General features: G+C 69.1%; 22 protein-coding genes. 15 read left to right on the top strand and 7 right to left on the bottom strand.

Annotated elements, in window-relative coordinates:
- Positions 1-3: 3 nt before the first annotated feature.
- Together I6I07_RS29510 and I6I07_RS29505 are read left to right on the top strand one after the other, a co-directional pair.
- Entirely contained in the window at positions 4-1119 is a 1116-nt protein-coding gene (locus tag I6I07_RS29510) for a sensor histidine kinase (RefSeq protein ID WP_232625826.1), read from the top strand.
- Positions 1116-3044, top strand: coding sequence for a potassium transporter Kup (locus I6I07_RS29505; protein ID WP_198484757.1), 1929 nt, complete (start codon positions 1116-1118; stop codon positions 3042-3044). The genes I6I07_RS29510 and I6I07_RS29505 overlap by 4 nt, the downstream gene beginning before the upstream one ends.
- Before the next feature lie 356 nt (positions 3045-3400).
- Here the strand turns inward: I6I07_RS29505 and argG are convergent, their stop codons facing one another.
- Positions 3401-4741: an argininosuccinate synthase gene (gene argG, locus I6I07_RS29500; RefSeq protein ID WP_006393854.1), complete on the bottom strand. Its 1341-nt coding sequence runs from the start codon at positions 4739-4741 to the stop codon at positions 3401-3403.
- A 325-nt stretch (positions 4742-5066) separates the two neighbouring features.
- Here argG and I6I07_RS29495 point away from each other — a divergent pair, with 325 nt between their 5' ends.
- Genes I6I07_RS29495 through I6I07_RS29475 form a run of 5 tightly spaced genes read left to right on the top strand, consistent with a single transcriptional unit; the run spans position 5067 to position 13001 of the window.
- Positions 5067-6566 carry an efflux transporter outer membrane subunit gene (locus tag I6I07_RS29495; protein WP_198484756.1) on the top strand — a complete coding sequence of 500 codons (1500 nt, stop codon included), beginning with the start codon at positions 5067-5069 and terminating at the stop codon, positions 6564-6566.
- A gap of 4 nt (positions 6567-6570) precedes the next feature.
- Positions 6571-7737 (top strand): efflux RND transporter periplasmic adaptor subunit, encoded by a 1167-nt coding sequence (locus tag I6I07_RS29490; RefSeq protein WP_198484755.1) that lies wholly within the window; start codon positions 6571-6573, stop codon positions 7735-7737.
- Positions 7734-10898: an efflux RND transporter permease subunit gene (locus I6I07_RS29485; protein ID WP_198484754.1), complete on the top strand. Its 3165-nt coding sequence runs from the start codon at positions 7734-7736 to the stop codon at positions 10896-10898. Before I6I07_RS29490 ends, I6I07_RS29485 begins: the two co-directional genes overlap by 4 nt.
- 37 nt (positions 10899-10935) lie before the next feature.
- Positions 10936-11622, top strand: a complete 687-nt coding sequence (locus tag I6I07_RS29480) for a heavy metal response regulator transcription factor (RefSeq protein WP_054419799.1) — start codon at positions 10936-10938, stop codon at positions 11620-11622.
- Positions 11619-13001 carry a heavy metal sensor histidine kinase gene (locus tag I6I07_RS29475; protein WP_198484753.1) on the top strand — a complete coding sequence of 461 codons (1383 nt, stop codon included), beginning with the start codon at positions 11619-11621 and terminating at the stop codon, positions 12999-13001. The genes I6I07_RS29480 and I6I07_RS29475 overlap by 4 nt, the downstream gene beginning before the upstream one ends.
- A 32-nt stretch (positions 13002-13033) precedes the next feature.
- On the opposite strand, the gene I6I07_RS29470 is transcribed toward I6I07_RS29475, so the two are convergent.
- Entirely contained in the window at positions 13034-13951 is a 918-nt protein-coding gene (locus I6I07_RS29470) for a LysR substrate-binding domain-containing protein (RefSeq protein WP_198484752.1), read from the bottom strand.
- A 123-nt stretch (positions 13952-14074) separates the two neighbouring features.
- Here I6I07_RS29470 and I6I07_RS29465 point away from each other — a divergent pair, with 123 nt between their 5' ends.
- From I6I07_RS29465 to I6I07_RS29445, 5 genes are read left to right on the top strand one after another with little or no spacing between them, the layout of a single operon-like run.
- On the top strand, positions 14075-14941 hold the full coding sequence (locus I6I07_RS29465) for an amidohydrolase family protein (RefSeq protein ID WP_198487722.1): 867 nt from the start codon (positions 14075-14077) through the stop codon (positions 14939-14941).
- 58 nt (positions 14942-14999) lie between these two features.
- On the top strand, positions 15000-15956 hold the full coding sequence (locus I6I07_RS29460; protein WP_198484751.1) for a Bug family tripartite tricarboxylate transporter substrate binding protein: 957 nt from the start codon (positions 15000-15002) through the stop codon (positions 15954-15956).
- A gap of 2 nt (positions 15957-15958) precedes the next feature.
- Positions 15959-16489 carry a carboxymuconolactone decarboxylase family protein gene (locus I6I07_RS29455; RefSeq protein WP_198484750.1) on the top strand — a complete coding sequence of 177 codons (531 nt, stop codon included), beginning with the start codon at positions 15959-15961 and terminating at the stop codon, positions 16487-16489.
- Between the two features lie 12 nt (positions 16490-16501).
- The gene (locus tag I6I07_RS29450; RefSeq protein WP_006393864.1) at positions 16502-17065 is read left to right on the top strand and encodes a DUF4286 family protein; all 564 of its coding nucleotides are present in this window, start codon (positions 16502-16504) and stop codon (positions 17063-17065) included.
- Positions 17066-17089: 24 nt separating this feature from the next.
- Positions 17090-17977, top strand: coding sequence for an alpha/beta fold hydrolase (locus I6I07_RS29445; RefSeq protein WP_232625825.1), 888 nt, complete (start codon positions 17090-17092; stop codon positions 17975-17977).
- 124 nt (positions 17978-18101) lie between these two features.
- Here I6I07_RS29445 and argF read toward each other — a convergent pair whose 3' ends face one another.
- A complete protein-coding gene (gene argF / locus I6I07_RS29440; RefSeq protein ID WP_035361325.1) occupies positions 18102-19043 on the bottom strand; it encodes an ornithine carbamoyltransferase in 942 nt (313 codons plus the stop codon).
- 56 nt (positions 19044-19099) lie between these two features.
- Positions 19100-20281: an aspartate aminotransferase family protein gene (locus I6I07_RS29435; protein WP_198484749.1), complete on the bottom strand. Its 1182-nt coding sequence runs from the start codon at positions 20279-20281 to the stop codon at positions 19100-19102.
- 147 nt (positions 20282-20428) lie between these two features.
- Between I6I07_RS29435 and I6I07_RS29430 the strand changes: the two genes are divergently transcribed.
- Complete coding sequence (locus I6I07_RS29430) at positions 20429-20719, top strand: DUF3579 domain-containing protein (protein WP_035360135.1); 291 nt, start codon at positions 20429-20431, stop codon at positions 20717-20719.
- 169 nt (positions 20720-20888) lie between these two features.
- Here the strand turns inward: I6I07_RS29430 and I6I07_RS29425 are convergent, their stop codons facing one another.
- The 3 genes from I6I07_RS29425 to I6I07_RS29415 form a co-directional block, all read right to left on the bottom strand.
- The gene (locus tag I6I07_RS29425) at positions 20889-22166 is read right to left on the bottom strand and encodes a TRAP transporter large permease (RefSeq protein WP_198484748.1); all 1278 of its coding nucleotides are present in this window, start codon (positions 22164-22166) and stop codon (positions 20889-20891) included.
- Between the two features lie 34 nt (positions 22167-22200).
- Positions 22201-22701: a TRAP transporter small permease gene (locus I6I07_RS29420; protein ID WP_054490027.1), complete on the bottom strand. Its 501-nt coding sequence runs from the start codon at positions 22699-22701 to the stop codon at positions 22201-22203.
- A gap of 95 nt (positions 22702-22796) precedes the next feature.
- Entirely contained in the window at positions 22797-23771 is a 975-nt protein-coding gene (locus I6I07_RS29415) for a TRAP transporter substrate-binding protein (protein WP_198484747.1), read from the bottom strand.
- A 113-nt stretch (positions 23772-23884) separates the two neighbouring features.
- Between I6I07_RS29415 and I6I07_RS29410 the strand changes: the two genes are divergently transcribed.
- Both I6I07_RS29410 and I6I07_RS29405 read left to right on the top strand, forming a co-directional pair.
- Positions 23885-26416, top strand: a complete 2532-nt coding sequence (locus I6I07_RS29410; RefSeq protein ID WP_198484746.1) for an ABC transporter permease — start codon at positions 23885-23887, stop codon at positions 26414-26416.
- On the top strand, positions 26416-26838 hold the full coding sequence (locus tag I6I07_RS29405; protein WP_006393873.1) for a group II truncated hemoglobin: 423 nt from the start codon (positions 26416-26418) through the stop codon (positions 26836-26838). Before I6I07_RS29410 ends, I6I07_RS29405 begins: the two co-directional genes overlap by 1 nt.
- The last annotated feature ends 52 nt before the right edge of the window (positions 26839-26890 follow it).

The following is a 26890-nucleotide window of genomic DNA, read 5'->3' as shown; positions in this document are numbered from 1 at the left end:
GTCATGACGCCAGAACGCACTCCTTCCGCGCCCCAGGCCCCCCGGCCGTTGCTCCCCTCACGTTCGCTCGCGCGGCATCTGGTCATCCGGCTGATGCCGCCGATCCTGTTGCTGGTGCTGCTGGATCTGGCCGCCACCTGGGTCATCACCCACAAGATCGACATGTCGCTGTGGATGCTGGAAGACTTCTTCTGGCTGATGGTGGTGGGGCAGGTGCTGCTGATCGCCCTGTTCACCTGGGTGGTGGTGCAGGGGGTGCGTTCCGGCCTGCGCTCGGTCAACCACCTGTCCGAGGAAATCCGCCAGCGCTCCATCGACGACATGCAGCCGCTGGAAGTGGTGGGCGTGCCGGTCGAGATCGAGCCCCTCGTCACCCATACCAACGATCTGCTGTTGCGGCTCGACGCGTCGCTGGCGGCGCAACGCCGCTTCATCGGCCATGCCGCGCACCAGCTGCGCACGCCCTTGTCCGGCCTGCGGCTGGAGTCCGAACTGATGCTGGCGCGGCCCTTGCCCGACGACGTGCGGGCGCGCGCCGAGCGCATCAAGGCGGTCAGCGACCGCATGATCCGGCTGGGCCAGCAGCTGCTGGTGCTGGCGCGCGCCGACCCCAATGCCCGGCCGCAGGACAGTTTCGTGCGCATCGACCTGTGCGAATGGGTGCGGGCGCATGGCGCGGAGTGGTTCCCGCGGGTACGCGAGGCGCGCTACGAACTGGACCTTGTGGCGCCGGACGCGCCGATCTGGATCGACGCCGATCCGCTGTTGCTGGCCGAACTGCTGGGCAACCTGATCGACAACGCGCTGCGCTATGGCAATGACACCGGCACGATCACCCTGATCGTCGGCGCCAATCCGCCGTCGCTGACGGTGGAGGATGATGGCCCGGGCATTCCCCCGGAAGAGCGCGACCGCGTGTTCGAGGCGTTCTACCGTTCGCCGTCGGCCACCGCCGGCGGCTCGGGCCTGGGACTGGCGATAGTGCGCGAGATCGCGCACGCGCATGGCGCCTGGTGGAAGCTCACCAGCCGCCCCGATTTTTCCGGAACGCGGCTTTCCGTCGTGTTCCCCGGCCCCCGCAAGGGGGCGCAACTCACTCGGCAAGAACCCACATCATGAGCCAGGGCTCGGTCAGCGTACCTTCTTCGACTACCGGCGCGGCTCCTGCCGGCCACGTGCCGTCCTCGCGCGCCGCCCTCGTCCTGGGGGCGCTGGGCGTGGTGTACGGCGACATCGGCACCAGCCCCCTGTACACGCTGCGGGCCTGCCTGACGGGGCTGAGCGTGCACACCGACCTGGAGCCGGCCCACCTGCTGGGCGTGCTGTCCATCCTGTTCTGGATGTTGATGGTGGTGGTGTCGCTGAAGTATGTGACGCTGATCCTGCGTGCCGACAACCGTGGCGAGGGCGGCACGCTGGCGCTGCTGGAGCTGGCGGTGCGCAACCGCGACGGCAAGCTGCGCTGGATCCTGATCGTGCTGGGCATCTTCGGCGCGGCGCTGTTCTATGGCGACAGCATGATCACGCCGGCGATTTCGGTGCTGTCGGCGCTGGAAGGGATCGGCATCGTCTCGCACACGCTGGATGCGTGGGTGGTGCCGCTGGCGCTGGTGGTGCTGGTGGGGCTGTTCGCGATCCAGTCGCATGGCACGGGCGCCATGGGCAAGCTGTTCGGGCCGGTGATGCTGCTGTGGTTCGGCACGCTGGCGGCGCTGGGCGGCTGGCAGATCTGGCAGACGCCCGAGGTGCTGGCCGCGCTCAATCCGATGTGGGGCCTGCGGTTCATCGTCGAGTTCCCGTGGATCAGTTTCGTGCTGCTGGGCGCGGTGGTGCTGGCGCTGACCGGCGCCGAGGCGCTGTACGCCGACATGGGCCACTTCGGCCGGCCGGCGATCCGCAGCGCCTGGTTCAGCATGGTGCTGCCGGCATTGACGCTGTGCTATTTCGGCCAGGGCGCGCTGCTGCTGCGTGACCCCAGCGCGATCCGCAATCCGTTCTTCATGATGGCGCCGGAGTGGGGCCTGGCGCCGCTGGTGGCGCTGGCGACGGTGGCCACCATCGTGGCCTCGCAGGCGGTGATCTCGGGCGCCTACTCGGTGACGCGCCAGGCGGTGCAGCTGGGCTTCTGGCCGCGCATGCAGATCCTGCACACCTCGGCGGTGGAGAAGGGCCAGATCTACCTGCCGCAGGTCAACGCGCTGCTGCTGTGCGCGGTGCTGGTGCTGGTGCTGTTGTTCCGCAACTCCGACAACCTGGCGGCGGCCTATGGCTTCGCGGTGACGGGGACGATGCTGACGACGTCGGTGCTGGCGTTCGCTGTGCTGCCACGCGGCACCACGGGCGCCAAGCGCATGCTGTGGTTCGTGGTGCTGGGCCTGCTGCTGCTGTTCGACGTGCTGCTGTTCTCGGCCAATGTGTTCAAGATCCACGAGGGCGGCTGGCTGCCGCTGGTGGTGGCGATCGTGGTGTTCACGCTGATGATGACGTGGCGCCGCGGCCGCCGGCTGCTGTCGGACATGCAGCAGCGTGATCGCCAGCCACTCAAGGAATTCATGGAGCAGCTCGAGGCCTATCCGCCGTCGCGGGTGCCGGGCACGGCGATCTTCATGACGATGAATTCGGGCAATGTGCCGCCGGCGCTGCTGCATAACCTCAAGCACAACAAGGTGCTGCATGACCACGTGCTGTTCCTGACGATCCGGGTGGCCGACGTGCCATACGTGTCGGCGGAGGAGCGCTTCTCTGTGACCAAGATGAGCGCGTCGAGCTGGGCGGCGACGATCAATTACGGCTTCAAGGAAGATCCGGATGTGCCGGAGGCGCTGCGGCTGGTGGCCGAGGCGTATCCGGAGCTGGATCTGGAGCCGATGCGGACGTCTTACTTCCTGTCGCGGCAGACGGTGGTGGCGGCCAGGAAGCCGGCGCTGTGGCGCTGGCGGCGGGCGGTGTTTTCGTTCATGGCGCGTAATTCGACGCGGAGTACGAAGTTTTTCAAGATTCCGGCGAATCGGGTGGTGGAGATGGGGATGCAGGTGGAGTTGTAGGCCTTTGTTGGCCTGGGGCGGTTGTTGTTTGAGTTCTTGAGACGCCCGGCGGCGGGGCGCTACGGGGTGCGCGGGGCTACGATTGCGGTCCGGAGCCTTCGCTCCGGACTGCCCCATCCTCATCCTCGTTGCCGCCTGCGGCGGCTGCCTTCGGATTCCGTCGGGCGCATCTACACGCCCCGCGCACCCCGCAGCGCCCCGCCACCGGGCTCGAGCTGGTAACTTGGCGGCTGCTGGGGCGGGTGGTTTTCTTGGCGTGCTTGCCTACAGTTTGTTGGCGGGGACGAGTATCTTGTGGGTCATGCGCAAAAAAAAGCCCCTCGGTGTGCGAGGGGCTTTTTGTTGGGCGGGAAGAATTACTTCTTCTTGGCCTCGTCCTTCAGTTGCGGCAGCGAGGTGCCGGAGGCGGAGAGCAGGCCGGTTTGCGTGTAGGTGAACAGCTTGGCGCGGGTGTCGACGATGTCGAGGTTGCGCATGGTCAGCTGGCCGATGCGGTCGGCGGGGGTGAAGGGGGCGTTCTCGACCTTTTCCATCGACAGGCGCTCGGGCGCGTAGGTCAGGTTGGGCGATTCGGTGTTGAGCAGCGAGTAGTCGTTGCCGCGGCGCAGTTCGATGGTGACTTCGCCGGTGATGGCGCGGGCGACCCAGCGCTGGGCGGTTTCGCGCAGCATGATGGCTTGCGGGTCGAACCAGCGGCCCTGGTACAGCAGGCGGCCGAGCTTGCGGCCGCTTTCGCGGTACTGCTCGATGGTGTCTTCGTTGTGGATGCCGGTGACCAGGCGTTCGTAGGCGATGAACAGCAGGGCCAGGCCCGGGGCTTCGTAGATGCCGCGGCTCTTGGCTTCGATGATGCGGTTTTCGATCTGGTCGCTCATGCCCAGGCCGTGGCGGCCGCCGATGCGGTTGGCTTCGAGCATCAGTTCGACCGGGTCGCTGTATTCCACGCCGTTCAGGGCGACCGGCTGGCCTTCCTCGAAGCGGACGGTGACTTCCTCGGCCTTGACGGCGACGTCGTCACGCCAGAACGCCACGCCCATGATGGGCTTGACGATGCGGATGCCGGAGTTCAGGTGTTCCAGGTCCTTGGCTTCGTGGGTGGCGCCGAGCAGGTTGGAGTCGGTGGAGTAGGCCTTTTCCGCGGACATCTTGTAGTCGAAGCCGGCCTGGCGCATGTACTCGGACATTTCCGAGCGGCCGCCGAGCTGGTCGATGAACTGCTGGTCGAGCCAGGGCTTGTAGATCTTCAGGTCCGGGTTGGTCAGCAGGCCGTAGCGGTAGAAGCGCTCGATGTCGTTGCCCTTGAAGGTGCTGCCGTCGCCCCAGATGTTGACGTTGTCTTCCTTCATGGCGGCCACGAGCATGGTGCCGGTGACGGCGCGACCGATGGGCGTGGTGTTGAAGTAGGTGATGCCGGCGGTCGAGATGTGGAACGCGCCGGCCTGCAGGGCGGCGATGCCTTCGGCCACGAGCTGCGCGCGGCAGTCGATCAGGCGGGCGTTCTCGGCGCCGTAGGCCAGGGCCTTGCGCGGGATCTCGTCGTAGTCGGATTCGTCGGGCTGGCCCAGGTTCGCGGTGTAGGCGTAGGGGATGGCGCCGTTGTTGCGCATCCAGAGCAGCGCGGCGCTGGTGTCGAGGCCGCCGGAAAAGGCGATGCCGACCTTCTGGCCGGTGGGAAGGTTCGGGAGGATAGTGGTCATTGTTTGAGGTGAGACGCCAACGGGACTTTGACAGCAACGAGCCGCCAAACAAGAAATCTGGCGGCCATTTTAACTCTTTTGGGCCGGGTGGCTGCCGGGGTTGGGGCGGCGGGGCGGAAAGCCGGCGGCGGTGCGGGCGGCCGGGCCGGGCAGGGCTACGGGGCGGGCGCGCGGGGAGGAGCGGTCGCCATATTGACGCGGCGGGCCCAGCGGGGGGCCGTGGCCAACCTGTCCGAATTGTCAGGGAGCGGACAGCGTGCGGTCCCGCAGGGCTTTCTACAGTGGGAGCCGTACAGACTGTCAGCCGCGCGGGCGGCTCCGAAAAATGAACACAGGCAAGCGCAGGGCGTCGCGGTGGGCGGCGGGGCTGGTGGCGGTGGCCGGCCTGGCCGGCTGTGCCGTCGGGCCCGATTACCAGCGGCCGGCCATGGATCTGCCCTCCGGTTACAAAGAGGCGGGGCCCTGGAAGACGGCGCAGCCGGGCGTGATCGACGGTTCGCAGCCGTGGTGGGAGGCCTATGGTGATCCGACCCTGAATGGCCTGATCGTGGCCGCCAACGGCGCCAACCAGACCATCCAGCAGGCCCAGGCGCAATACCGCCAGGCGCGCGCGGCGGCCGACGCGGCCCGCGCCGGGTTCTGGCCCACGGTCGGCGCCAATGTGTCGGCGCAGCGCGCGCGGGCCAAGGGCAGCGCGGGGATCGCGGTCTCCAACAGCTACGCGGCCGCGATCGACGTGTCGTGGGAGCCGGACCTGTGGGGCGCGGTGCGCCGCCAGGTCGAGTCCAGCGACGCGTCGACCCAGGCCAGCGAGGCCAGCCTGGCGGCGGCCCGCCTCAGCATCCAGGCGGCGCTGGCGCAGGATTACCTGCAATTGCGCGCGGTGGACCGGGAAAAGGACCTGTATGCCCGCACCCTGCAGGCCTATCAACGCACGCTCAAGTTGACCCAGAGCCAGTACGACGCGGGCGTGGCGCTGCGGTCGGACGTGGCCCAGGCCGAGGCCCAGCTCAGGACCGCGCAGGCCCAGGCGATCGATCTGGATACCTCGCGCAACCAGCTCGAACACGCCATCGCCATCCTGACCGGGCGGGCGCCGGCGCAGTTCAGCCTGGCGCCGCTGGCGGCGGACCAACCCTGGATGTTCCGCGTGCCCGCGGTGCCGACCGGGCTGCCATCCGACCTGCTGGAGCGGCGTCCGGACATCGCGGCGGCCGAACGCCAGGTGGCCTCGGCCAATGCCGCCATCGGCGTGGCGCGCGCCGCCTACTTTCCGTCGCTGGTGCTGTCGGCCGCAGGCGGCTTCGGCGCGGCCAGCTTCGCACAGTGGTTCAACGCGCCGGGCCGGGTCTGGTCGCTGGGGGCGGCGCTGGCCGGGACGATTTTCGACGGCGGCCTGCGGCGGGCGCGCGACGCGCAGGCGGTGGCGGCGTTCGACGCCCGCGCCGCGCAGTACAAGCAGACGGTGCTGGGCGCGTTCCAGGAGGTGGAGGACAACCTGTCCACGCTGCGGGTGCTGGACGACGAAGCGCGGGCGCAGGACCAGGCGGTGGCGGCCTCGCGGCTGAGCGAGCAGCTGGCGCTGGCGCAGTACCGCGCCGGCACCACCACCTTCCTGGCCGTGGCCACGGCGCAGGCCCTGACGCTGTCGAATGAACGCAATGCCGTGCAGTTGCGCGGCCGCCAGATGGTGGCCAGCGTGGCGCTGATCAAGGCCGTGGGCGGCGGCTGGAACGCGTCCGCCCTGGATACGCCGGATGCCCAGGCGCTGGCGGTGGCCGGCGCGGCGCCGGCCGCGCGCAAATCCCCTACCGAGAATGAGTAAGTCCATGGACAAGGCAGTGACGATTTCCCATCCGGGCGCGGGCGGCCGCAAGGCGGCGCTGCTGGTGCTGGCGCTGGCGGCCTGCGGCCTGGCCGCATGGTGGTGGCTGCGCGGCGGCCGCGAGGCGGCGCCGGCGCCAGCGCCGGCCGTGCCGGTGGCGACCGCGCTGGCGCAGCGCCAGGACGTGCCGCGCTATCTGAACGGCGTCGGCACGGTGACCTCGGCGGCGACGGTCACGGTCAAGGCGCGCATCGACGGCCAGCTCGACAGCGTCGGCTTCGTCGAGGGCCAGGACGTGAAGGCCGGCCAGGTGCTGGCCAACATCGACCCGCGCGCCCTGCAGGCGCAACTGGCCCAGGCCCAGGCGCAGCGCGCCAAGGACCAGGCCACGCTGGTCAACGCGCGGCTGGACCTGCAGCGCTACACCCGCCTGCAGCGCGAGGACGCCGCCACCCAGCAGACGCTGGACACGCAGCGCGCGCTGGTGGCGCAGCTGGAGGCGGCGACGCAGACCGACGACGCCCAGATCAGCTACGCCAGGGTGCAGCTGGACTACACCCGCATCGTCGCGCCGATTTCCGGTCGGGTGGGGGCGCGGCTGGTGGACCCGGGCAACATCGTGCACGCGGCCGACGCCAACGGCCTGGTGGTGATCAACCAGATCGATCCGATCACGGTGCTGTTCTCGCTGCCGGAAGAGTCGGTGCCGGCGATCAACGCGGCCATGGACAAGGGCCAGGCGCTGACCGTGGTGGCCTATGCGCGCGGTGGCAACGAGCCGCTGGAGCAGGGCCAGCTGGTGCTGCTGAACAACCAGATCGACACCACCACCGGCACGGTGCAGCTCAAGGGCCGCTTCGACAATCCGCGCCATCGCCTCTGGCCCGGGCAGTATGTCAATGCGCGGCTGGTGCTGGACCCGCATGAAAGCGTGGTGACGGTGCCGGCGGCCGCGGTCCAGCGCGGCCAGGCGGATACCTTCGTGTACGTGGTGGACGGCGCCGGCGTGGCGCAGCCGCGGCCGGTCAGGGTGGAACGCATGCAGGACGGCCTGGCCGTGATCCAGCAGGGACTGGACGCCGGCCAGCGCGTGGTGGTGGACGGCCAGTACAAGCTCAAGCCCGGCAGCAAGGTGCGTGAGCTGGCCGCGGCGGCGGGAGGCAGCCAGTGAGCATTTCAGCGAATTTCATCAAGCGTCCCATCGGCACCTCGCTGCTGGCGCTGGCGATCCTGCTGGTCGGCATCGCGGCCTGGCCGCTGCTGCCGGTGGCGCCGTTGCCGCAGGTCGACTTTCCCACCATCCAGGTGCAGGCCAGCCTGCCCGGCGGCAGTCCCGAGACCATGGCGTCCAACGTGGCGCAGCCGCTGGAGCGGCAGTTCTCGCTGATCGCCGGCCTGTCGCAGATGACCTCGGTCAGCGCCATCGGCCTGACCCAGATCACGCTGCAGTTCGACCTGAACCGCAGCATCGACTCGGCGGCGGTGGACGTGCAGGCCGCGATCAACGCCGCCACCGGCCAGCTGCCGAACAACCTGCCGAACCCGCCAACCTTCCGCAAGGTCAATCCGGCCGACGCGCCGATCATGGTGATGGCGGTGCAGTCGGACACGCTGCCGCTGATCCAGGTCAATGACTACGCCGACAACATCCTGGCGCAGCAGATCTCGCAGATCTCGGGCGTGGGGCTCGTCAACATCGGCGGCCAGCAGAAGCCGGCCGTGCGCATCCAGGTGGACCCGGGCAAGCTGGCGGCGCTGGGCCTGAGCCTGGAGGACATCCGCGGCGTCATCGCCACCACCACCGTCAACCAGCCCAAGGGCACGATCGACGGGCCGCGCCAGAGCTTCACCACCTACACCAACGACCAGCTGCTGTCGGCGGCGCAATGGAACGACATGGTGCTGGCGTACCGCAACGGCGCGCCGATCCGGGTGCGCGACGTGGGCGTGGCGGTGGACGGGCCGGAGAACACCAAGCTGGCCGGCTGGGCCTATGCCGGGCCGGCCTCGCCGCCAGACAACACCATCACCAACGGCCGCTCGATCGTGCTGCAGATCAGCAAGCAGCCGGGCGCCAACGTGATCGACACGGTGGACCGGATCCGCGCGGCGCTGCCGCGGCTGGAGGCGTCGATTCCGCCGTCGGTGCACGTGAACACCATCATCGACCGCACCCAGACCATCCGCGCCTCGGTGCAGGACGTGGAGTTCACACTGACGCTGACCATCATCCTGGTGGTGCTGGTGATCTTCCTGTTCCTGCGCAACGTGGCGGCGACGCTGATTCCGTGCGTGACGGTGCCGCTGGCGCTGATGGGCACGGCCGCCATCATGTACGTGGTCGGGTTCAGCCTGGACAACCTGTCGCTGATGGCGCTGACGATCGCGGTGGGCTTCGTGGTGGACGACGCCATCGTGATGCTGGAGAACATCTACCGCCACGTCGAGGCGGGCATGTCGCCGATGGAGGCGGCCTACAAGGGCGCGGGCGAGATCGGCTTCACCATCGTCTCGATCTCGGTGTCGCTGGTGGCGGTGTTCATTCCGCTGCTGCTGATGGGCGGCATCGTCGGCCGGCTGTTCCGCGAGTTCGCGGTGACGGTGACGCTGACCATCGTGGTGTCGGTGCTGGTGTCGCTGACGCTGACGCCGATGCTGTGCTCGCGCTACCTGAAGAACCACCACGGCGACCGCCACGGCCGCCTGTACCTGCTGTTCGAGCGCGGCTTCGATGCCATGCTGCATGGCTATGAGCGCGGCCTGAAGCTGGTGCTGCGGCATCCGTTCGCCACGCTGTGCTCGTTCCTGGCGACGGTGGCATGCACGGTGGCGCTGTTCGTGATGATCCCGAAGGGGTTTTTCCCGCAACAGGATACCGGTTTCATCTTCGGCTTCGCCGAATCGGCCCAGGATTCGTCGTTCTCGCTGATGAACCAGCGCATGATCCAGATGGCCGACGTGATCCGGCAGGATCCGGACATCGCCAGCTTCGGTTTCAACGGCAGCCAAAGCACCTACAACACCGGCAACTTCTACATCGGCCTGAAGCCGAAGGACGAGGGCCGCACGGCCTCGGCCGACGAGGTCATCGCGCGGCTGCGGCCGCAGCTGGCCAAGCTGGAAGGGGTGACGCTGTTCATGCAGGCGGGTCAGGACATCAACGTCGGCGGGCGGCTGTCGCGCACCCAGTACCAGTACACGCTGACCGATTCGAACCTGGACGAGCTGAACGTGTGGGCGCCGCGCCTGCTGGCCAAGTTCCGCGAGCTGCCGATGCTGACCGACCTGGCGTCCGACCAGCAGAACGCGGCGGCGACCGCGTCCATCACCATCGACCGCGCCCGCGCCTCGTCGTTCGGCATTTCGCCGGCGCTGATCGACGCCACCATCTACGATGCCATCGGCCAGCGCCAGGTGGCGCAGTACTTCACCCAGATCAACAGCTACCACGTGGTGCTGGAGGTGACGCCCAAGCTGCAGCAGGACCCGGACCTGTTCTCCAAGCTCTACCTGACCTCGCCGCTGACCGGCCAGCAGGTGCCGCTGTCGACCTTCATCAAGCTCGACACCAACAAGACCGCCTACCTGTCGATCAGCCACCAGGGCCAGTTCCCGGCGGTGACGATTTCGTTCAACCTGGCGCCGGGGGCGTCGCTCGGGCAGGCGGTGCAGGCGATCCAGCAGGCCCAGGCGCAGATGGGGGCGCCGGCCAGCCTGACGGGGGCGTTCCAGGGCACGGCCAAGGCCTTCGGCGATTCGCTGTCGACCCAGCCTTACCTGATCGCCGCCGCGCTGATCGCGGTGTACATCGTGCTGGGCCTGCTGTACGAGAGCTACATCCATCCGCTGACGATCCTGTCGACGCTGCCGTCGGCCGGGGTGGGGGCGCTGCTGATCCTGATGGTGGGCGGCTACGACCTGAGCGTGATCGCGCTGATCGGCATCATCCTGCTGATCGGCATCGTCAAGAAGAACGGCATCATGATGATCGACTTCGCGCTGACGGCCGAGCGCGAGCACGGCATGTCGCCGTCGGAGGCGATCTACCAGGCCTGCGTGCTGCGCTTCCGGCCGATCATGATGACGACTATGTGCGCGCTGCTCAGCGGCCTGCCGCTGATGCTGAGCCATGGCCAGGGCTCGGAGTTGCGCCGGCCGCTGGGCTATGCGATGGTGGGCGGGCTGATCGTGTCGCAGGCCCTGACGCTGTTCACGACGCCGGTGGTGTACCTGTACCTGGACCGGGCGCACTTCTGGTACATGCGCAAGAAACAGGAGCGCGCCGCCCGCAAGGCGGGGGCGCCTGTGCAGCCCGGAGTTGAGTCAAAATAGGCTTCCTTGATCGTCGACATGCCCTGGCGGGGCTGCCATGAAAATCCTGATAGTCGAAGATGAACTGAAGACGGCGGATTACCTGCGCAAGGGCCTGGGTGAGCAGGGCTGCGCGGTGGATGTCGCCCATAATGGCATCGACGGCCAGCACCTGGCGCTGGAGCATGATTACGACGTGATCGTGCTGGACGCGATGCTGCCGGGCATGGACGGCTTCGCGGTGCTGCGGTCCTTGCGCAGCGTGCGCCAGACGCCGGTCATCATGCTGACCGCGCGCGACGGCGTCGAGGACCGCATCCGCGGCCTGCACGACGGCGCCGACGACTACCTGGTCAAGCCGTTCTCGTTCCTGGAACTGCTGGCGCGGCTGCAGGCGCTGACCCGGCGCGGCCGCGCCCAGGAGCCGGTGCAGTTGCGCATCGGCGACCTGCAGATCGACCTGATCAGCCGCAAGGCGTGGCGCGCCGGCGTCCGGCTGGACCTGACCGCCAAGGAATTCGCGCTGCTGGCGGTCCTGGCGCGGCGCCAGGGCGAGATCCTGTCCAAGACGGCGATCGCCGAACTGGTCTGGGACATGAACTTCGACAGCAACGTCAACGTGGTCGAGGTGGCGATCAAGCGGCTGCGCGGCAAGGTCGACGCGCCGTTCGACCGCAAGCTGCTGCACACCATCCGCGGCATGGGCTACGTGCTGGAATTGCGCGACGACGAGCCGGCGGAATGAAATCCTCGCTCAAGTCCCGGCTGGTGGTGATGTTCGCGGTGGCGGCGGCGGCCACCTTCGCGCTGACCGGGGTGGCGCTGTACGGGGTGCTGGACCGCCAGCTCGACCGTATCCAGCAGGACGCCCTGCGCACCACGGCGCACGAGGTCAGCTATTCGCTCACGCGCAGCGGCGATCCCGAGCGCTGGGGCCGCTTCAAGGCCAAGCTCGATACGCTGACGCCGGCCGACGGCAGCCTGCGCTTCTGGGTGCTGTCGGATGATCCGGCCTATGAATACGGCAAGGGCCTGGCCGACGTCGACCGGCTCGAGCGCCATGCCGATGGCTTCGGCACGATCACGCTGCCGGACCGCGAGAACGAACTGCTGACCATCACCGTGACCGTCGAGGCCTTCCAGCAGCGGCCGCGGGTGCGCCTGATCGTCGGCATGGATTCGGCGCCGTATGCGCATACGCTGCGCTACTTCCTGTGGGCCATGGCCGGGCTGTCGCTGACCGCCATCCTGCTGGTGGGCCTGCTGGGCTTCTGGGTGGCGCGGCTGGGCCTGCGGCCGCTCAACCGGCTGTCGGCCGAGGCCCGGGCGCTGCGCCCCAGCGCGCTGTCGCAGCGCCTGAGCATGGCGGCGCTGCCGGTCGAGCTGGAAGACCTGGCCACGTCCTTCAACGGCGCACTGGCGCGGCTGGAGGGCGCCTACAACCAGCTCGAGGACTTCAACGCCGACGTCGCGCACGAACTGCGCACGCCGCTCACCAACCTGATCGGCCAGACCCAGGTGGCGCTGTCGCGGCCGCGCGGCTCGGGCGAGCTGCGCGAGGTGCTGCAATCGAACCTCGAAGAGCTGGATCGGCTGCGCGCCATGGTCAACGACATGCTGTTCCTGGCGCGCGCCGACCAGGGCGAGGCCGCCACCGGGCGCATCCACGCGGTGCTGGCCGACGAGGTCGGCAAGACGGTGGAGTTCTTCGAGTTCCTGCTGGACGAGGCCGGCATGCGCGTGCGCATCCAGGGCGAGCGGGACGCGGTGGCGCTGATCGATACGGCGCTGTTCCGGCGGGCGGTGACCAACCTGCTGCAGAACGCCATCCAGTATTCATCGGCCGGCGCCGAGATCACGGTGGACATCGTGCGGCGCGACGGGCTGCTGGAGGTGGCCGTCAGCAACCCCGGCCCGCCGATCGCGCCGGAGCACCTGCCGCACCTGTTCCAGCGTTTCTACCGGGTCGACGCCGCGCGCGGCGGCGACGGCGTAGAGCACAGCCATGGCCTGGGCCTGGCTATCGTCAAGGCGGTGGCGGTCATGCATGGCGGCACGGTATCGGCCGCCAGCGGCGGCGGGGTGACGCGGGTGGCGTTCAGTGTCGGCACGGCGGCCGGGTAGCGCGGCCGCCGCGAGTGTTTGGCCGGCGGCGATCAGCGCGCGACGGCGGCCGGCGCGAACAGCGCGGCCAGGTTCAGCTGGCGGATCAGGTCGCCGGTGGCCGCGGCCAGCCGGGTGGCGGGGCGATGGCGGGCGCTGGCCAGCACCAGGTTGTTGGTGATCCGCGGCGACACGATGTCGCTGAGCGACAGCGCATGTTCGGCCGCCGGCCCGCGCGCGGCCGAGCGCGGCAGGATGGCATAGGCGTCGCCCTGGGCCGCCAGTTCCACGATGGTCTGCACCGCGTCCACCTCGGCGGCGACCTGCAGCCGCACGCCCTGCGCGCGGCAGATGCTCTCGACCAGGGTGCGGATGGCGTTGGGCAGGCTGGGCAGCACCAGCGGATAGGCGCCCAGGCCGGCCACGGCCACGCGGGCGGGCAGGGGCGGCTGGTGGTCGGCGGCGGCCACCAGCACCAGGTCTTCGCGGAACAGCGATTCGTAGCCCAGTTGCGGCGACGGCGCGGGGTCGTACAGCAGCGCCAGGTCGACCCGGCCGGCCAGCAGCCATTCGCGCATCTGTGCGCTCAGGCCTTCGGCCACGGCGATCGACGCGTCGGGAAAGCGGCGCCGGAAGGCCTGCACCAGCGGCGGGGTCAGCACCCGGGCGATGCGCGGCGGCAGGCCCACCACGACCTTGCCCGTCGGCGTCTCGCGCAGGGTCTGCAGGTCCTGCTTGGCGCGGTCGGCCAGCGCCAGCAGCGCGCGCGCGTGTTCCAGGAAGCGCAGGCCGGCCTCGGTCGGCTCGGCGCCGCGGCCATTGCGATAGAGCAGGTGCTGGCCCAGTTCCAGCTCCAGCAGCCGTACCTGGCGGCTCAGCGTGGGCTGGGCCACGTCGAGCATTTCGGCGGCGCGCGAGAAGCTGCGCCGCTCGGCGACGCGCACGAAGTATTCGATCTGCTTGAGGTCCATGGGAAGGCGGGCGGCGCGGTGTCCGCTCGGATATCTATATTTTCTATATCTGAAATCAAAGATATAGCATTGTTAAGCGGGGCGCAATCCGCGAGCATGGCGTTTTCCCCGCTGGATCCCGCCGTGCCCGATTGCCGTCCTCCGCTTGCCACGCCCTCCCGTCCCCGCCATGCGCTGCCGGCCGGGGCCTGCGACACGCATTGCCACGTGTTCGGTCCGGCGCAACAGTTTCCCTATGCCGAGGGCCGTTCCTATACGCCGCCCGACGCGCCCTACGCCAAGATGGCGGCGCTGCATGCGCACCTGGGCGTGCAGCGCGCCGTGGTGGTGCAGGCCAACTGCCATGGCAACGACCATGCCGCCCTGCTCGACGCGTTGGCGCAAAGCCATTGCCGCTACCGCGGCGTGGCGCTGCTGGGGGCGGATGCCACCGCCGCCAGCGTGCGGCGTCTGCATGACGGCGGCGTGCGCGGGGCGCGTTTCAACTTCGTGCCGCACCTGGGCGGCGCGCCCGACCCCGCGGTGTTCGACCACGTCATCGGCCTGATCGCGCCGCTGGGCTGGCATGTCTGCGTGCACCTGGACGGCGCCATGCTGCCCGAGCTGCTGCCGCGCCTGCGGGCGCTGCCGGTGCCGTTCGTGGTCGACCACATGGGCCGCATCAAGGCGGCGGACGGGCTGGACGCGCCGGCGTTTCGCGCGTTGCTGGAACTGGAGCGGGTGCCGCAGGCCTGGGTCAAGGTTTCCGGCATCGACCGCATCGCCTCGGGCAAGCGCCCCTTTGCCGAAGGCATCCCGTTCGTGCGCGCCCTGGTGGATGCGCTGCCCGAGCGCACGCTGTGGGGCACCGACTGGCCGCATCCGAACGTCGCGGGCGACATGCCCGACGACGGCGAACTGGCCGACGCTTTTTTCCTGGCCTGCCCGGACGCGGAAACGCGCCGGCAGGTCCTGGTGGACAACCCGGCGCGTCTCTACGGCTTCCTGTAGCCGCGCCATCGCCCGATACCGGGCAACAAGAAGATACGACATCCCGAGGAGACAATCCATGTTCAAGAAAATCGTATTCGCCGGCCTGCTGGGCCTGGCCAGCCTGGCGCCCGCGGCGCATGCCGACGGTCCGGTGCGCCTGATCATCGCTTTCCCGCCGGGCGGCCCGGTGGACCTGGTCGGCCGGGTGCTGGCCGAGCAGCTGGGCAAGGAGCTCAAGCAGTCGGTCATCGTCGAGAACAAGGCGGGCGCCAACGGCAACATCGCCGCGGCCTACGTGGCCAAGGCGCCGGCCGACGGCTCGGTGCTGTTCCTGACCAGCGTCGGCGCGGTATCCATCAGCCCGGCGCTGTACAAGGACCTGCCGTACGACCCGGTGCGCGACTTCGCGCCGGTGTCGCGCGTGGTCAACAACGCCACCGTGTTCGTGGTGAACCCGGCCAACCCGGCCACCGACGCGGCCGACTTCGTCAAGCGCTCGCTGGCGGCGTCGCAGTCCGTGGCGATCGGTTCGTCGGGCATCGGCAGCATCCCGCACCTGACGCTGGAAATGTTCGCCGACGCCAGCAAGGCCAAGGTGCTGCACGTGCCGTACAAGGGCGCCGCGCCAGTCATCAACGACGTGCTGGGCAACCAGGTCAATGGCTTCTTCGGCGACGTGCCGGGCCTGATCGGCCACATCCAGAGCGGCAAGCTCAAGGCGCTGGGCATCGCCGCGCCGACGCGCCATCCGCTGCTGCCGGACGTCAAGACGCTGGCCGAGCAGGGCATCCCGGGCGTCGAATCGAACAACTGGTACGGCATCGTCGCGCCGGCCGCCACGCCGCCGGCCACGGTCGAGAAACTGAACCAGGCCCTGCGCGCCGCGCTGGGCAACGAGGCGGTGCGCGCCAAGCTCGAGAAGTTCGGCGCCCAGGCCGCGCCCAGCTCGCCGCAGGAACTGGCGGCGCTGATCGCCGCCGACCGCGACAAGTGGGGCTCGCTGATCCAGCGCAAGAACATCCGTCCGGAGTGAGCATGAGCGACTGCCGAGTCTCGCCGGTCGTGCCGGGCACGCGCCCGGCCCTGGCCGAAATGGAAGCGCGCATCGCGGCCGCGCGCGGCCGCATCTCGCCGCTGTACCAGGTGCTGCTGAACAGTCCCGCCGTGGTGCAGGGCTGGGAAGCGATGCTGACCGCGATCCGCCTGAACACGTCGCTATCGCCGCGGGTGCGCGAACTGATCATCCTGCGCGTGGCGACGTTGAACAACGCGCCCTACGAGTTCGACGCGCACGTGCCGCACGCGCTGGCCGCGGGCATGCCGCCGGCGGTGGTCGAGCAGTTGCGCGGCGGCCCGCGCGCGGACGCGGTGCAGGGGCTGGAGGCGGGCGAGGCCGACGTGCTGGCCCTGACCGACGCCATGACCCGCGACATCGAGGTGCCGGACGCGCTGTTCGCGCCGCTGCGTTCGCGCTACAACGACCAGGAACTGGTCGAGCTGACCGCGACGGTGGCGGCCTACAACATGGTGTCGCGCTTCCTGGTGGCGTTGCGCGTCGGGCACTGAAAGGAGCTTCGTATGGACAAGACGGTATTGCTGGTGTCGCTGGGCGAGCGTTTCGACGCGGCGCGCGCGGCCGATATGGCGCAACGCCTGACCGAGGGCCTGGACGGCGTGCGGCTGCGCGCCTTCGCCGCGGTCGAGGAAGAGGACACCTACGTGTATGTCGACGGCGATGCCGGCGGCCAGCCGGAGGTTCAGGCGCGCCTGGCGGAACTGTTTCCGGGGGCGCAGGCGCGCGTGCTGCACCTGACCCTGGACCTGGCCGGCGCCTCGGCCGGCCTGGATGCGCCCTGGCACTACATCGTCGAGACCGACGTGCTGCCCGAGGCCGAGGCCGACCTGAACGCCTGGTACGACCAGGAACACCTGCCGGGCCTGGCCTCGGTGCCCGGCACCGTGCGCGCGCAACGCTACGAGTGCCGCGACCAGGGCCCGCGCTACCTGGCCTGCTACGACCTGGAGACGCGCGAGACCTTCGGCAGCCCGCCGTGGCTGGCGGTGCGCGCCACCGACTGGAGCAGCCGGGTGCGGCCGTCGTTCCGCAACACGCGCCGCACCATGTTCCAGAAGATTCTTTGAACCAGGAAGAACGGGGAGACAGCGATGAGCAAGCGATGGGCGAAGGCGGTGTTGTGCGCGGCGTTGAGCGCCCTGGGTGTGGCGATGACGGCGCAGGCCGCGCCGGCTTCGGCCGCCGCGGCGCCGGCCGACAAGGTCGAACGGGTCACGGTGCTGCCGGGCAACGGCGCCCGCATCGAGGTGCTGGTGCAGGGCCAGGGCCCGGCCCTGGTGCTGCTGCCGTCGCGCGGCCGCGGCCAGGAGGATTTCGATGACCTGGCGGCGCGCCTGGCGCAGGCCGGCTACCGCGTGCTGCGGCCCGAGCCGCGCGGCATCGGCGGCAGCAGCGGGCCGATGAAGGGCATCACCCTGCACGACCTGGGCAACGACATGGCGGCGGTGATCCGCGATGTCGCCAGGCAGCCGGTGGTGATGATCGGGCACGCGTTCGGCAACTGGGTGGCGCGCACCACGGGCGTGGACCACCCCGACCTGGTGCGCGGCGTGGTGATCGTGGCGGCCGCGGCCAAGAAGTACCCCGCCGGCCTGAGCGAGCACGTCGATCGCAGCGCCGACCTGTCGCTGCCCGACGCCGAGCGCCTGAAGTCGATCCAGCATGCGTTCTTCGCGCCGGGCCACGACGCGAGCGTCTGGCTCAACGGCTGGTATCCCGAGGTCAGCGAGAGCCAGCGCCTGGCCGGCAAGGCCACGCGCCAGTCGGACTGGTGGTCGGGCGGCAGCAAGCCGCTGCTGGACCTGCAGGCGGGCGCCGACCTGTTCAAGCCCGAATCGACCCGCAACGAGATCCGCGACGAATTCGGCGAGCGCGTGTCGGTGGTGGTGATTCCGGGCGCCGGCCACGCGCTGGTGCCGGAAGCGCCGCAGGCGGTGGCCGATGCCATCGTGCGCTGGGAAAAGTCGCTCAAGCCTTGAGCTTGATCGTCCGCGAGAGAGGTCTGCCTGATACGTCCGCCAGGCAGGTCCGCCCGACGCGTCCGCCTGCGACGGACACAAAAAAAGCAGCCCCGCGGGGCTGCTTTTTCCATGGGCGCGCCGCTTACTTGAGCTGGCCCAGCAGCAGGAACTCCATCAGCGCCTTCTGCACGTGCAGGCGGTTCTCGGCTTCGTCCCAGACCACGCTCTGCGGGCCGTCGATGACTTCGCCGGTGACTTCCTCGCCGCGGTGGGCGGGCAGGCAGTGCATGAACACGGCCTGGGGATCGGCGGCAGCCATCATCTCGGCGTCGACGCACCAGTCGGCGAAGGCGGCGCGGCGTTCTTCGTTCTCGGCCTCGTAGCCCATGCTGGTCCAGACGTCGGTGGTGACCAGGTGCGCGCCCTGGCAGGCCTGCATCGGGTCCTTGAACTGGCGCAGCACCTTGTCGGACGGCGTGCCGATGCGGGCGGCTTCGAGCTCGTAGCCGGCCGGGGTCGACACGTGCAGCGTGAAGCCCAGCATCTCGGCGGCGTGCAGCCAGGTGTAGGCCATGTTGTTGGCGTCACCGACCCAGGCGACCGTCTTGCCGGCGATGGGGCCGCGGTGCTCGATGTAGGTGAAGATGTCGGCCAGGATCTGGCACGGGTGGAATTCGTTGGTCAGGCCGTTGATCACCGGCACGCGCGAGTGCGAGGCGAAGCGCTCGATGCGGGTCTGCTCGAACGTGCGGATCATGACGATGTCGACCATGCGCGAGATGACGCGCGCGGTGTCCTCGATGGGCTCGGAGCGGCCCAGCTGGGAATCATTGGAGGTCAGGTTGATGACCGAGCCGCCCATCTGGTACATGCCGGCCTCGAACGAGACGCGGGTGCGGGTGCTGGCCTTTTCGAACACCATCGCCAGCGTGCGGTCGTGCAGCGGCATGTGGGGTTCGTAGCGCTTGAATTTTTCCTTGATCAGCCGCGCGCGGTCCAGCACGTAGGCGATCTCGGCGGACGAGAAGTCCTTGAACTGCAGAAAGTGCCGCAAGGGGCCGTTTTGAGTCGTGGGAGGAGTCATGGTGATGTCGCAGGTCATTGGGCCCGGACGGGCTCGTGGCCCGGGCGGGAGGTTGATTATGGATGTTCGGCCTGGAACTGTCGAATCAGCGGCACCAGGATGTCGACAATCTGGTCGGCTTCGGCGCGCGACAGGACCAGCGGCGGCAGCAGGCGGATGACGCGGTCGCGGGTGACGTTGATCAGCAGGCCCGCTTCCAGGGCCCGCAGCGCCAGCACGCCACAGGGACGGTTCAGCTCGATGCCCAGCATCAGGCCGCGTCCGCGCACCTCGACCACGCCCGGCGCGCCGGCCAGCTCGGCCGCCAGCCGCGCCTGCAGGTGGCCGCCCACGGTGTGGGCGTTGTCCAGCAGGTTTTCCGATTCCAGCGCGTCCAGCACCGCCAGGCCGGCCGCGCAGACCAGCGGGCCGCCGCCGAAGGTGGTGCCATGGCTGCCGGGGGTGAAGATGCCCGCGGCGGGGCCGGCGGCCAGCATCGCGCCGATCGGCACGCCGCCGGCCAGGCCCTTGGCCAGGGTCATGACGTCCGGCACGATGTCGGCCCACTGGTGGGCGAACCACTTGCCGGTGCGGCCGATGCCCGACTGAACCTCGTCGATCATCAGCAGCCAGCCGCGCTCGGTGCAGAGCTGCCGCACCTCTTGCAGGAAGGCGGCGTCAGAGGGACGGATGCCGCCTTCGCCTTGCAGGGCTTCGAGCAGCACGGCGGCGACGCGCGGCTCGGCGTCGCCGGCGGCGCGGATCGCGGCGGCGTCGTTGTACGGCACCTGGATGAAGCCCGAGGGCAGGGGCTCGAAGCCCTTGCGCGCCTTGTCGCTGCCGGTGGCCGCCAGCGTGGCCAGCGTGCGCCCGTGCCAGGACGAATCCATGGTGATGATGTGGGCGTGGGTGTTGCCGTGCCGGTAGGCGTAGTAGCGCGCCAGCTTGATGGCGGCCTCGTTGGCCTCGGAGCCGCTGTTGTTGAAGACCACGTCGCGCATGCCGGACAGCGCCGCCAGGCGCGTGGCCAGCTCAGTCTGCTGCGGGATTTCGTAGATGTTGGAGGTGTGGATGACGCGGGCGGCCTGCTCGCCGATGGCGGCGACCAGCCGGGGATGGGCATGGCCCAGACAGGAGACGCCGATGCCCGCCAGCGCGTCCAGGTACTTGCGGCCCTGCGCGTCCCACAGCCAGACACCCTGGCCGTGCGTGAACGCGACCGGCAACCGGGCGTAGATATTGGCCAGAGGCGAGGTCATGACGGGTCCTCCTGGGCATTTTTCCCTGGGCGAAGCGCCTTTCGGGACAGGGCAAAGGATCAATCATATACAATTCGCGGCGCGGGGCGCATGTTTGATCACGCCGAAGATCCGGCCCAGTGAAGGGCGTCCCGTAGTGAAGAATCCATGGCAACTCGCGTCAGACAATTCGTAATTCATGGCGTTACCGAAAGCGGTAGCCGATTTCGCCCCAGCGACTGGGCGGAGCGGCTCGCCGGCGTAATGGCACAGTTCCGGCCCGCCGGCTGTGCGGGTAACCACCTCACCTACTCGCCCTACGTGCTCCCCGTCGTGATCGACGGCGTGCGCGGCATCGTGGTCGACCTGCGCTTGCGCGATCTCGAACCGCTGGCGTACAAGTTCGTGGTGGATTTCGCCCGCGACAACCACCTCAAGACGGAAGAACGCGAAATCTAGCCAAGCCGAAACCACAAAGCGCCCGAACCGGGCGCTTTGTCTTTCAGGCTTGTGACAGCGCGCCCCTGCGGCCAGGGGCGGGGCGGCTCCTACCCGCGTGCCGCGCGGGGCGGCGCGCCTGCGCCCCAGCCGCCGGCAGGGGCGACCCCTGCGGCGGCGGGCAGGCGCGCTACTTCGCGTAGACCAGATCGCGCAGCCCGAGCGACAGTCCGGGCCAATACGTGATCACCATCAGGCAAACGATCACCACCCCCACGAACGGGATCAACGGCTTGATCAACCGCTCCAGCGGCAACTTGGCCACCGCGCAAGCGGCAAAAAGATTCACCCCGAACGGCGGCGTGATCATGCCCAGGGCCAGGTTGACCACCATGATGATGCCGAAGTGCACCGGGTCCACCCCGAACTTCAGCGCCACCGGCAGCAGCAGCGGGGCCAGCACCACGATCGAGGCCGAGGTCTCGATGAACATGCCGATCACGAACAGCGCCAGGTTCACGCCCATCAGGAACGAGAACTGGGTGTCGAACAGCTGCGCCAGCCACACGCCCAGCGCGTCGGGGATGCCGGCGCGGTTCAGCAGGAAGCTGAAGACGCCGGCGTTGGCGATCACGAACATGATCACGGCCGTCGACACCACCGACTTGTGCAGCGTGTCCGACAGTTGCTTGAAGCTCAGGCGGCGGTAGACGAACTTGCCCACCACCACCGCGTACATCACCGCCACCACCGAGGCCTCGGTCGGGGTGAAGACGCCGCCGTAGATGCCGCCCAGGATGATGACCGGCATCATCAGCGCCAGCCAGGCGCGCTTGAAGGCCGGCCACAGCGGCAGGCGGCCTTCGCCGTCGCGCTTGCCCAGGTTGTTGCGCTTGGCGTAGAACCAGACGTAGAACATGAGCGCCACGCCGATCAGGATGCCGGGCATCACGCCGGCGATGAACAGCTCGCCGGTGGAGGTGTCGGTGGACACCGCGAACAGGATCATCGGGATCGACGGCGGGATGATCACGCCCAGCTCGGCCGCGCTGGCCTGCAATGACGCGGCGAAGGGCGCGGGATAGCCGTGGCGGATCATGGCCGGGATCAGGATGGCGCCCACCGCGAAGGTGGTGGCGACGCTGGAGCCGGCGACCGCGGCGAAGATCATGCAAGTCAGCACGCAGGTGCAGGCCAGACCGCCCTGGATGCCGCCGACCACGCTCTTGGCGAACTCCACCATGCGTTCTGAGATGCCGCCGGCTTCCATCAGGTTGCCGGCCAGGATGAAGAACGGAATGGCGACCAGCGGGTACTTGTCCAGCGCGGCGAACAACTGCTGGGCCACCACCAGCCAGGGCAGGTTGGCGGCGCCGACCCCCGCCAGGCTGGCCAGCCCGATCGACACGGCGACCGGCACGGACAGCCCGAAGAAAATCAGCATCGAGACAATCATTAATTGGGACATGGCGATATCGGCTGCTTGGATTCGGGGCGGGGGCTCAACCTTGCGCGTCGTTGCGCACGGGGACGTCTTCTTCTTCGCCGGCGCACCAGCGCGCCAGCACGGCGATGGCGGCGAGCGTCGCGCCCACCGGGATCGCCAGGTAGATCCAGGAAATCGAGATGTCCAGGCTGGGCACGTTCTGGAAACGCACGCGGTAGGTCATCTGGCCGCCGATCCAGGCGATGAAGCCGAGAAAGCCGGCGCAGACCAGGCCGATGACGGCTTCCAGGATGCGGCGGCGCATGCCGCCCAGCAGGTTGCGCAGCAGTTCGACGCTGATCATGGCGCCGTGGCGGAAGGCCAGGGCCACGCCCAGCAGCACCGTCCAGATCAGCAGGGCGCGGGTCAGCACCTCGCTCCAGTCGGCGGGCGAATGCAGCACGAAGCGGGCGATGACCTGGTAGAAGGCGGCGGCCGCGGCGGCCACCAGCAGGAGTTGGGCGATGACCGACACCAGTTTGAACAGGACGCGGTCGAAGGCGCAGAGCAGACGCATGAGGATTTCCAGGGGCGGAGAACAGGACGCGCGAGGGCAGGGCGGCGGGCGGAAACCGCTTCCGCCCGCCGCCGGTGGCCGTGCCGGCCTTGCGCTTACTTGGTGTCGCGGATCGACTCGATCAGCTTCTTGTTGAACTTCTTGTAGTACTCGGGGTAGGCCGGCTCGACGGCGGCGGCGAAGGCGGCGCGGTCGACTTCGGAGACCTGCATGCCTTCCTTCTTGAGCTGCTCGACGCCGGTCTTCTCGATGTTGTCGACGTAGGCGCGCATGGCCAGGGCCGATTCCTTGCCGGCCTTGTCGAACTTGGCCTTGTCGTCGGCCGACAGGCCGTCATAGACGTTGGACGACATCAGCACCAGCGCCGGGCCGTAGACGTGGCCGGTCAGCGCCAGGTACTTCTGCATCTGCGACAGCTTGGCCGAGGTGATGACCGACAGCGGGTTTTCCTGGCCGTCGATGGTGCCCTGCTGCAGGGCGGTGGCCACTTCCGGCCAGGCCATCGGGGTCGGCAGGATGCCGATCTGGCGGAAGGCGGTGATGTGGATCGGGTTTTCCGTGGTGCGGATCTTCAGGCCCTTGGCGTCGGCCGGCGTCTTGACCGGGCGCACGTTGTTGGTCAAGTGGCGGAAGCCCTGCTCGCCCCAGGCCAGCGCGATGATGCCGCGGCTGGGGAACTTTGCCAGCATATCCTGTCCGATCTTGCTGTCCAGCACGTTGCGCGCGTGTTGCAGGTCGCGCAGCAGGAAGGGGATGTCGAAGACGCCGGTCTCGGGCACGAAGTTCAGGGTGGCGCCGGTCGAGACGATGGCCAGGTCGATGGTGCCGATCTGCAGGCCTTCGATTACTTCGCGTTCACCGCCCAGCGCGCTGTTGGCGAATTGCTGTACCTTGTACTTGCCGTTGCTGGACGCCTCGATCGACTTGGCCAGGGCGTCGGCGCCGGCGCCGTAGTGCGACGAGGTGGACAGGGCATAGGCCATCTTCAGGGGAGTCTGGGCCGAGGCGGCCAGGGGCGCGGCGACCGCGCAGGCGGCAAGGATCGTGGCCGCGAGCCAGGATTTACGCATTGTCTTCTCCAGGGATTCGGTATTTTTTTGCAGTGGGCGTGCGGCGCCGCAAGGCGCTTCGCGCATGATAGCGGGATTCGGCCCCCATTCCGGCCGTTGGTTAACATTGGCAGATGATGGATTTCCCTGATGTCTCACGGGCCAGGCGCCCCGGCTTTTGGACCACCCTGGCGCTGGGCGCCCGCATGATGATGCGCGACGCCCGCGCCGGCGAGCTGCGGCTGCTGGTGCTGGCCCTGGTGGTGGCGGTGGCCGCCGTCACCAGCGTCGGCTTCCTGGCCGACCGCGTCAGCCGGGCGCTGGAGCGCGACGCCGGGCAGATGCTGGGCGCCGACCTGGTGCTGGACGCCGACGAGCCCGTGCCCGCGGCCTTCCTGGACCAGGCGCGCGAGCGGGGCCTGGAAGTCTCCAGCACCTGGCAGTTCCCGTCCATGGTCAGCGCCGGCGACGGCGCCCAGCTGGCCGCCCTGAAGGCGGTCGAGCCGGGCTACCCGCTGCGCGGCGCCCTGCGGGTGACCGACGCACCCTTCAGCCCCGACGGCGCCACCCGCGACATCCCGCCCGAGGGCGCGGTCTGGGTCGACGGCCAGTTGCTGTCGCTGCTGGGCCTGAAAGTGGGCGACACCCTGAACGTGGGCGACGCCCACCTGCGCATCGACCGGGTCATCACCTATGAGCCGGACCGCGGCATGCAGTTCGTCAACGTCGCGCCGCGGGTGATGCTGCGCGCCAGCGACCTGCCGGCCACCGGGCTGATCGCGCCCGGCAGCCGCATCGGCTACGCCCTGCTGGTGGCCGGCCAGCCGGATGCGGTGGCCAACTATTCGGCCTGGCTCGGCCAGAACCTCAAGCGCGGCCAGAAGGTCGCCACGCTGGAATCGGGCCGGCCCGAAGTGCGCCGCACCCTGGACCGTGCGCAGCGCTTCCTGTCGCTGGTGGCGCTGCTGGCGGTGCTGATCTCGGCGGTGGCGGTGGCGCTGGCGGCCGGCCGCTACATGACGCGGCACCGCGACGGCATCGCCGTGATGCGCTGCCTGGGGGCGGTGCAGTCGCAGGTTTCGCGCATGCTGACCCTGGAATTCGCGCTGGTCGGGCTGTTCGCCTCGGCCGCCGGTTGCCTGCTGGGCTACGCGGTGCACCAGGTGCTGGTGATGCTGCTGGGCACGCTGATCGACACGACCCTGCCCGCGCCCTCGGCCATCCCGGCCCTGCAGGGGCTGCTGACCGGCCTCTTGCTGTTGCTGGGCTTTGCCCTGCCGGCCCTGGCGCAGTTGCGGCACGTGCCGCCGGCGCGGGTGCTGCGGCGCGACGCCGACGTCATCAGCGCCCGCAGCGCGCTCGGCTACGGCGTCGGCGCCGTCGGCTTCGCGCTGCTGATCTGGTGGTTCGCCGGCGATGCCAAACTGGGCGGCGTGGTGGCGGGCGGGTTCCTGGGAGCCTTCGCGTTGTTCGCGCTGGTGGCGTGGCTCTGCATCCTGGGCCTGGCGCGCCTGCGCGGCCTGGCCGCCGGCCTGCCGGCGCTGCGGTTCGCGCTGGCCGGCGTGGTGCGCCGGCGCGCCGCCACCATCACCCAGGTGTGCGCGCTGGCGGTGGGCCTGATGGCCCTGCTGCTGTTGGCGATGACCCGCACCGACCTGATCCAGGGCTGGCAGCGCACGCTGCCGCCGGACGCGCCCAACCGTTTCCTCATCAATGTGCAGCCCGACCAGCGCCAGGCCGTGACCGACGCGCTGACCCGAGAGGGGCTGGGCCAGATCGTGCTGTCGCCGATGGTGCGCGGCCGCCTGATCGCGGTCAACGGCAAGCCGGTGGGGCCGGACGACTACGAGGAGCCGCGCGCCAAGCGCCTGGTGGACCGGGAATTCAACCTGTCCTATGGCGAGCAGATGCCGTCGTCCAATCGCATCGAGGAAGGGCGCTGGCTCAAGCCGGGCTCGGCCGAGGTGTCGCTGGAGTCGGGCCTGGCCAAGACCCTGGGCATCAAGCTGGGCGACAAGATGACCTTCGACGTGGCCGGCCAGCAGTTCGAGGTGGCCGTGTCGAGCACCCGGCGGGTGGATTGGGATACGATGCGCGTCAATTTTTTCGCCATCCTGACGCCTGATACCCTGGCCGACATGCCGCAAAGCTGGATCACATCCTTCTACCTGCCGCCGGAAAAGGCCCAGGTGCTGCCCGCGCTGGTGCGGCAGTTCCCGAACCTGACTGTGTTCGACGTGGGCGCCATCCTGCAACAGTTGCAGTCGGTGCTCAACGAGGTCGGCCGCGCGGTGCAGCTGCTGTTCCTGTTCACCCTGGCGGCCGGCGTGCTGGTGCTGTCGGCCGCGCTGACCGCCACCCGCGACGAGCGCATGCGCGAAGCCGCGGTGCTGCGCGCCCTGGGCGCCACCCGCAGCCAGCTGGCGCGCTCGCAGCGCATCGAACTGTGGGCGGTTGGCGGCCTGGCCGGCCTGCTGGCGGCGGCCGGCGCCAGCGCGATCGCTTGGGTTTTATCAACCCAGGTTTTCGATTTCACCATTACCCTCAGCCTTTGGCCCTGGCTGGTAGGGGTGGGCGCGGGTATGCTCGGCGCCTGGGCCGGTGGCGCGCTGGCGCTGCGTGGCGTGCTGCGCACCCCGCCGCTGGTCACCCTGAGAGAAACCTGATGACGTCCTCCGTCCAAACCCCTGCCGAACCCGTGGAAACCTCCCGCAGCATTTTCGATCTCCTGGGCGGCGAGCCCGGCGTGCGAGCCCTGGTGGACCGCTTCTATGACCTGATGGACATCGAGCCGGACCTGAAGGAGCTGCGGGCCGCGCACGGCCCCAGCCTGGACGAGGCCCGCGACAAGCTGTTCTGGTTCCTGTGCGGCTACTTCGGCGGCCCCGACCACTATATAGAGCGCTTCGGCCATCCGCGGCTGCGGGCCCGGCACCTGCCGTTCTCGATCGGCGAGATCGAACGCGATCAATGGGTGGCCTGCATGGGCCGCGCCATGGAAGACGAGGGCATCGACCCCGCCCTGGTCGAGCGCCTGCTGCAGGCCTTCTTCGGCGTGGCCGACTGGATGCGCAACCGTGAAGGCTGAGCGGGATCCCTCAGGCGCCCGGCGCCAGCGCTGGCCGGCGCCCTTGGCCGGC

Source organism: Achromobacter deleyi, from assembly GCF_016127315.1.
Taxonomy (GTDB): Bacteria; Pseudomonadota; Gammaproteobacteria; order Burkholderiales; family Burkholderiaceae_B; genus Achromobacter; species Achromobacter insuavis_A.
The sequence above is the reverse complement of the archived record's forward strand: the minus strand, read 5'-3'. Positions and strand labels throughout refer to the sequence as shown.

Excerpts from the sequence above, each read along its gene's own strand:
- I6I07_RS29505 (WP_198484757.1), top strand. The coding sequence starts at position 1,116 with ATGAGCCAGGGCTCGGTCAGCGTACCTTCTTCGACTACCGGCGCGGCT.
- I6I07_RS29475 (WP_198484753.1), top strand. The coding sequence starts at position 11,619 with ATGAAATCCTCGCTCAAGTCCCGGCTGGTGGTGATGTTCGCGGTGGCG.
- I6I07_RS29450 (WP_006393864.1), top strand. The coding sequence starts at position 16,502 with ATGGACAAGACGGTATTGCTGGTGTCGCTGGGCGAGCGTTTCGACGCG.
- I6I07_RS29470 (WP_198484752.1), bottom strand. The coding sequence starts at position 13,951 with ATGGACCTCAAGCAGATCGAATACTTCGTGCGCGTCGCCGAGCGGCGC.
- argG (WP_006393854.1), bottom strand. The coding sequence starts at position 4,741 with ATGACCACTATCCTCCCGAACCTTCCCACCGGCCAGAAGGTCGGCATC.
- argF (WP_035361325.1), bottom strand. The coding sequence starts at position 19,043 with ATGACTCCTCCCACGACTCAAAACGGCCCCTTGCGGCACTTTCTGCAG.
- I6I07_RS29490 (WP_198484755.1), top strand. The coding sequence starts at position 6,571 with ATGGACAAGGCAGTGACGATTTCCCATCCGGGCGCGGGCGGCCGCAAG.
- I6I07_RS29430 (WP_035360135.1), top strand. The coding sequence starts at position 20,429 with ATGGCAACTCGCGTCAGACAATTCGTAATTCATGGCGTTACCGAAAGC.
- I6I07_RS29460 (WP_198484751.1), top strand. The coding sequence starts at position 15,000 with ATGTTCAAGAAAATCGTATTCGCCGGCCTGCTGGGCCTGGCCAGCCTG.
- I6I07_RS29420 (WP_054490027.1), bottom strand. The coding sequence starts at position 22,701 with ATGCGTCTGCTCTGCGCCTTCGACCGCGTCCTGTTCAAACTGGTGTCG.
- I6I07_RS29435 (WP_198484749.1), bottom strand. The coding sequence starts at position 20,281 with ATGACCTCGCCTCTGGCCAATATCTACGCCCGGTTGCCGGTCGCGTTC.
- I6I07_RS29415 (WP_198484747.1), bottom strand. The coding sequence starts at position 23,771 with ATGCGTAAATCCTGGCTCGCGGCCACGATCCTTGCCGCCTGCGCGGTC.
- I6I07_RS29405 (WP_006393873.1), top strand. The coding sequence starts at position 26,416 with ATGACGTCCTCCGTCCAAACCCCTGCCGAACCCGTGGAAACCTCCCGC.
- I6I07_RS29510 (WP_232625826.1), top strand. The coding sequence starts at position 4 with ATGACGCCAGAACGCACTCCTTCCGCGCCCCAGGCCCCCCGGCCGTTG.
- I6I07_RS29455 (WP_198484750.1), top strand. The coding sequence starts at position 15,959 with ATGAGCGACTGCCGAGTCTCGCCGGTCGTGCCGGGCACGCGCCCGGCC.
- I6I07_RS29495 (WP_198484756.1), top strand. The coding sequence starts at position 5,067 with ATGAACACAGGCAAGCGCAGGGCGTCGCGGTGGGCGGCGGGGCTGGTG.
- I6I07_RS29480 (WP_054419799.1), top strand. The coding sequence starts at position 10,936 with ATGAAAATCCTGATAGTCGAAGATGAACTGAAGACGGCGGATTACCTG.
- I6I07_RS29410 (WP_198484746.1), top strand. The coding sequence starts at position 23,885 with ATGATGGATTTCCCTGATGTCTCACGGGCCAGGCGCCCCGGCTTTTGG.
- I6I07_RS29445 (WP_232625825.1), top strand. The coding sequence starts at position 17,090 with ATGAGCAAGCGATGGGCGAAGGCGGTGTTGTGCGCGGCGTTGAGCGCC.
- I6I07_RS29425 (WP_198484748.1), bottom strand. The coding sequence starts at position 22,166 with ATGTCCCAATTAATGATTGTCTCGATGCTGATTTTCTTCGGGCTGTCC.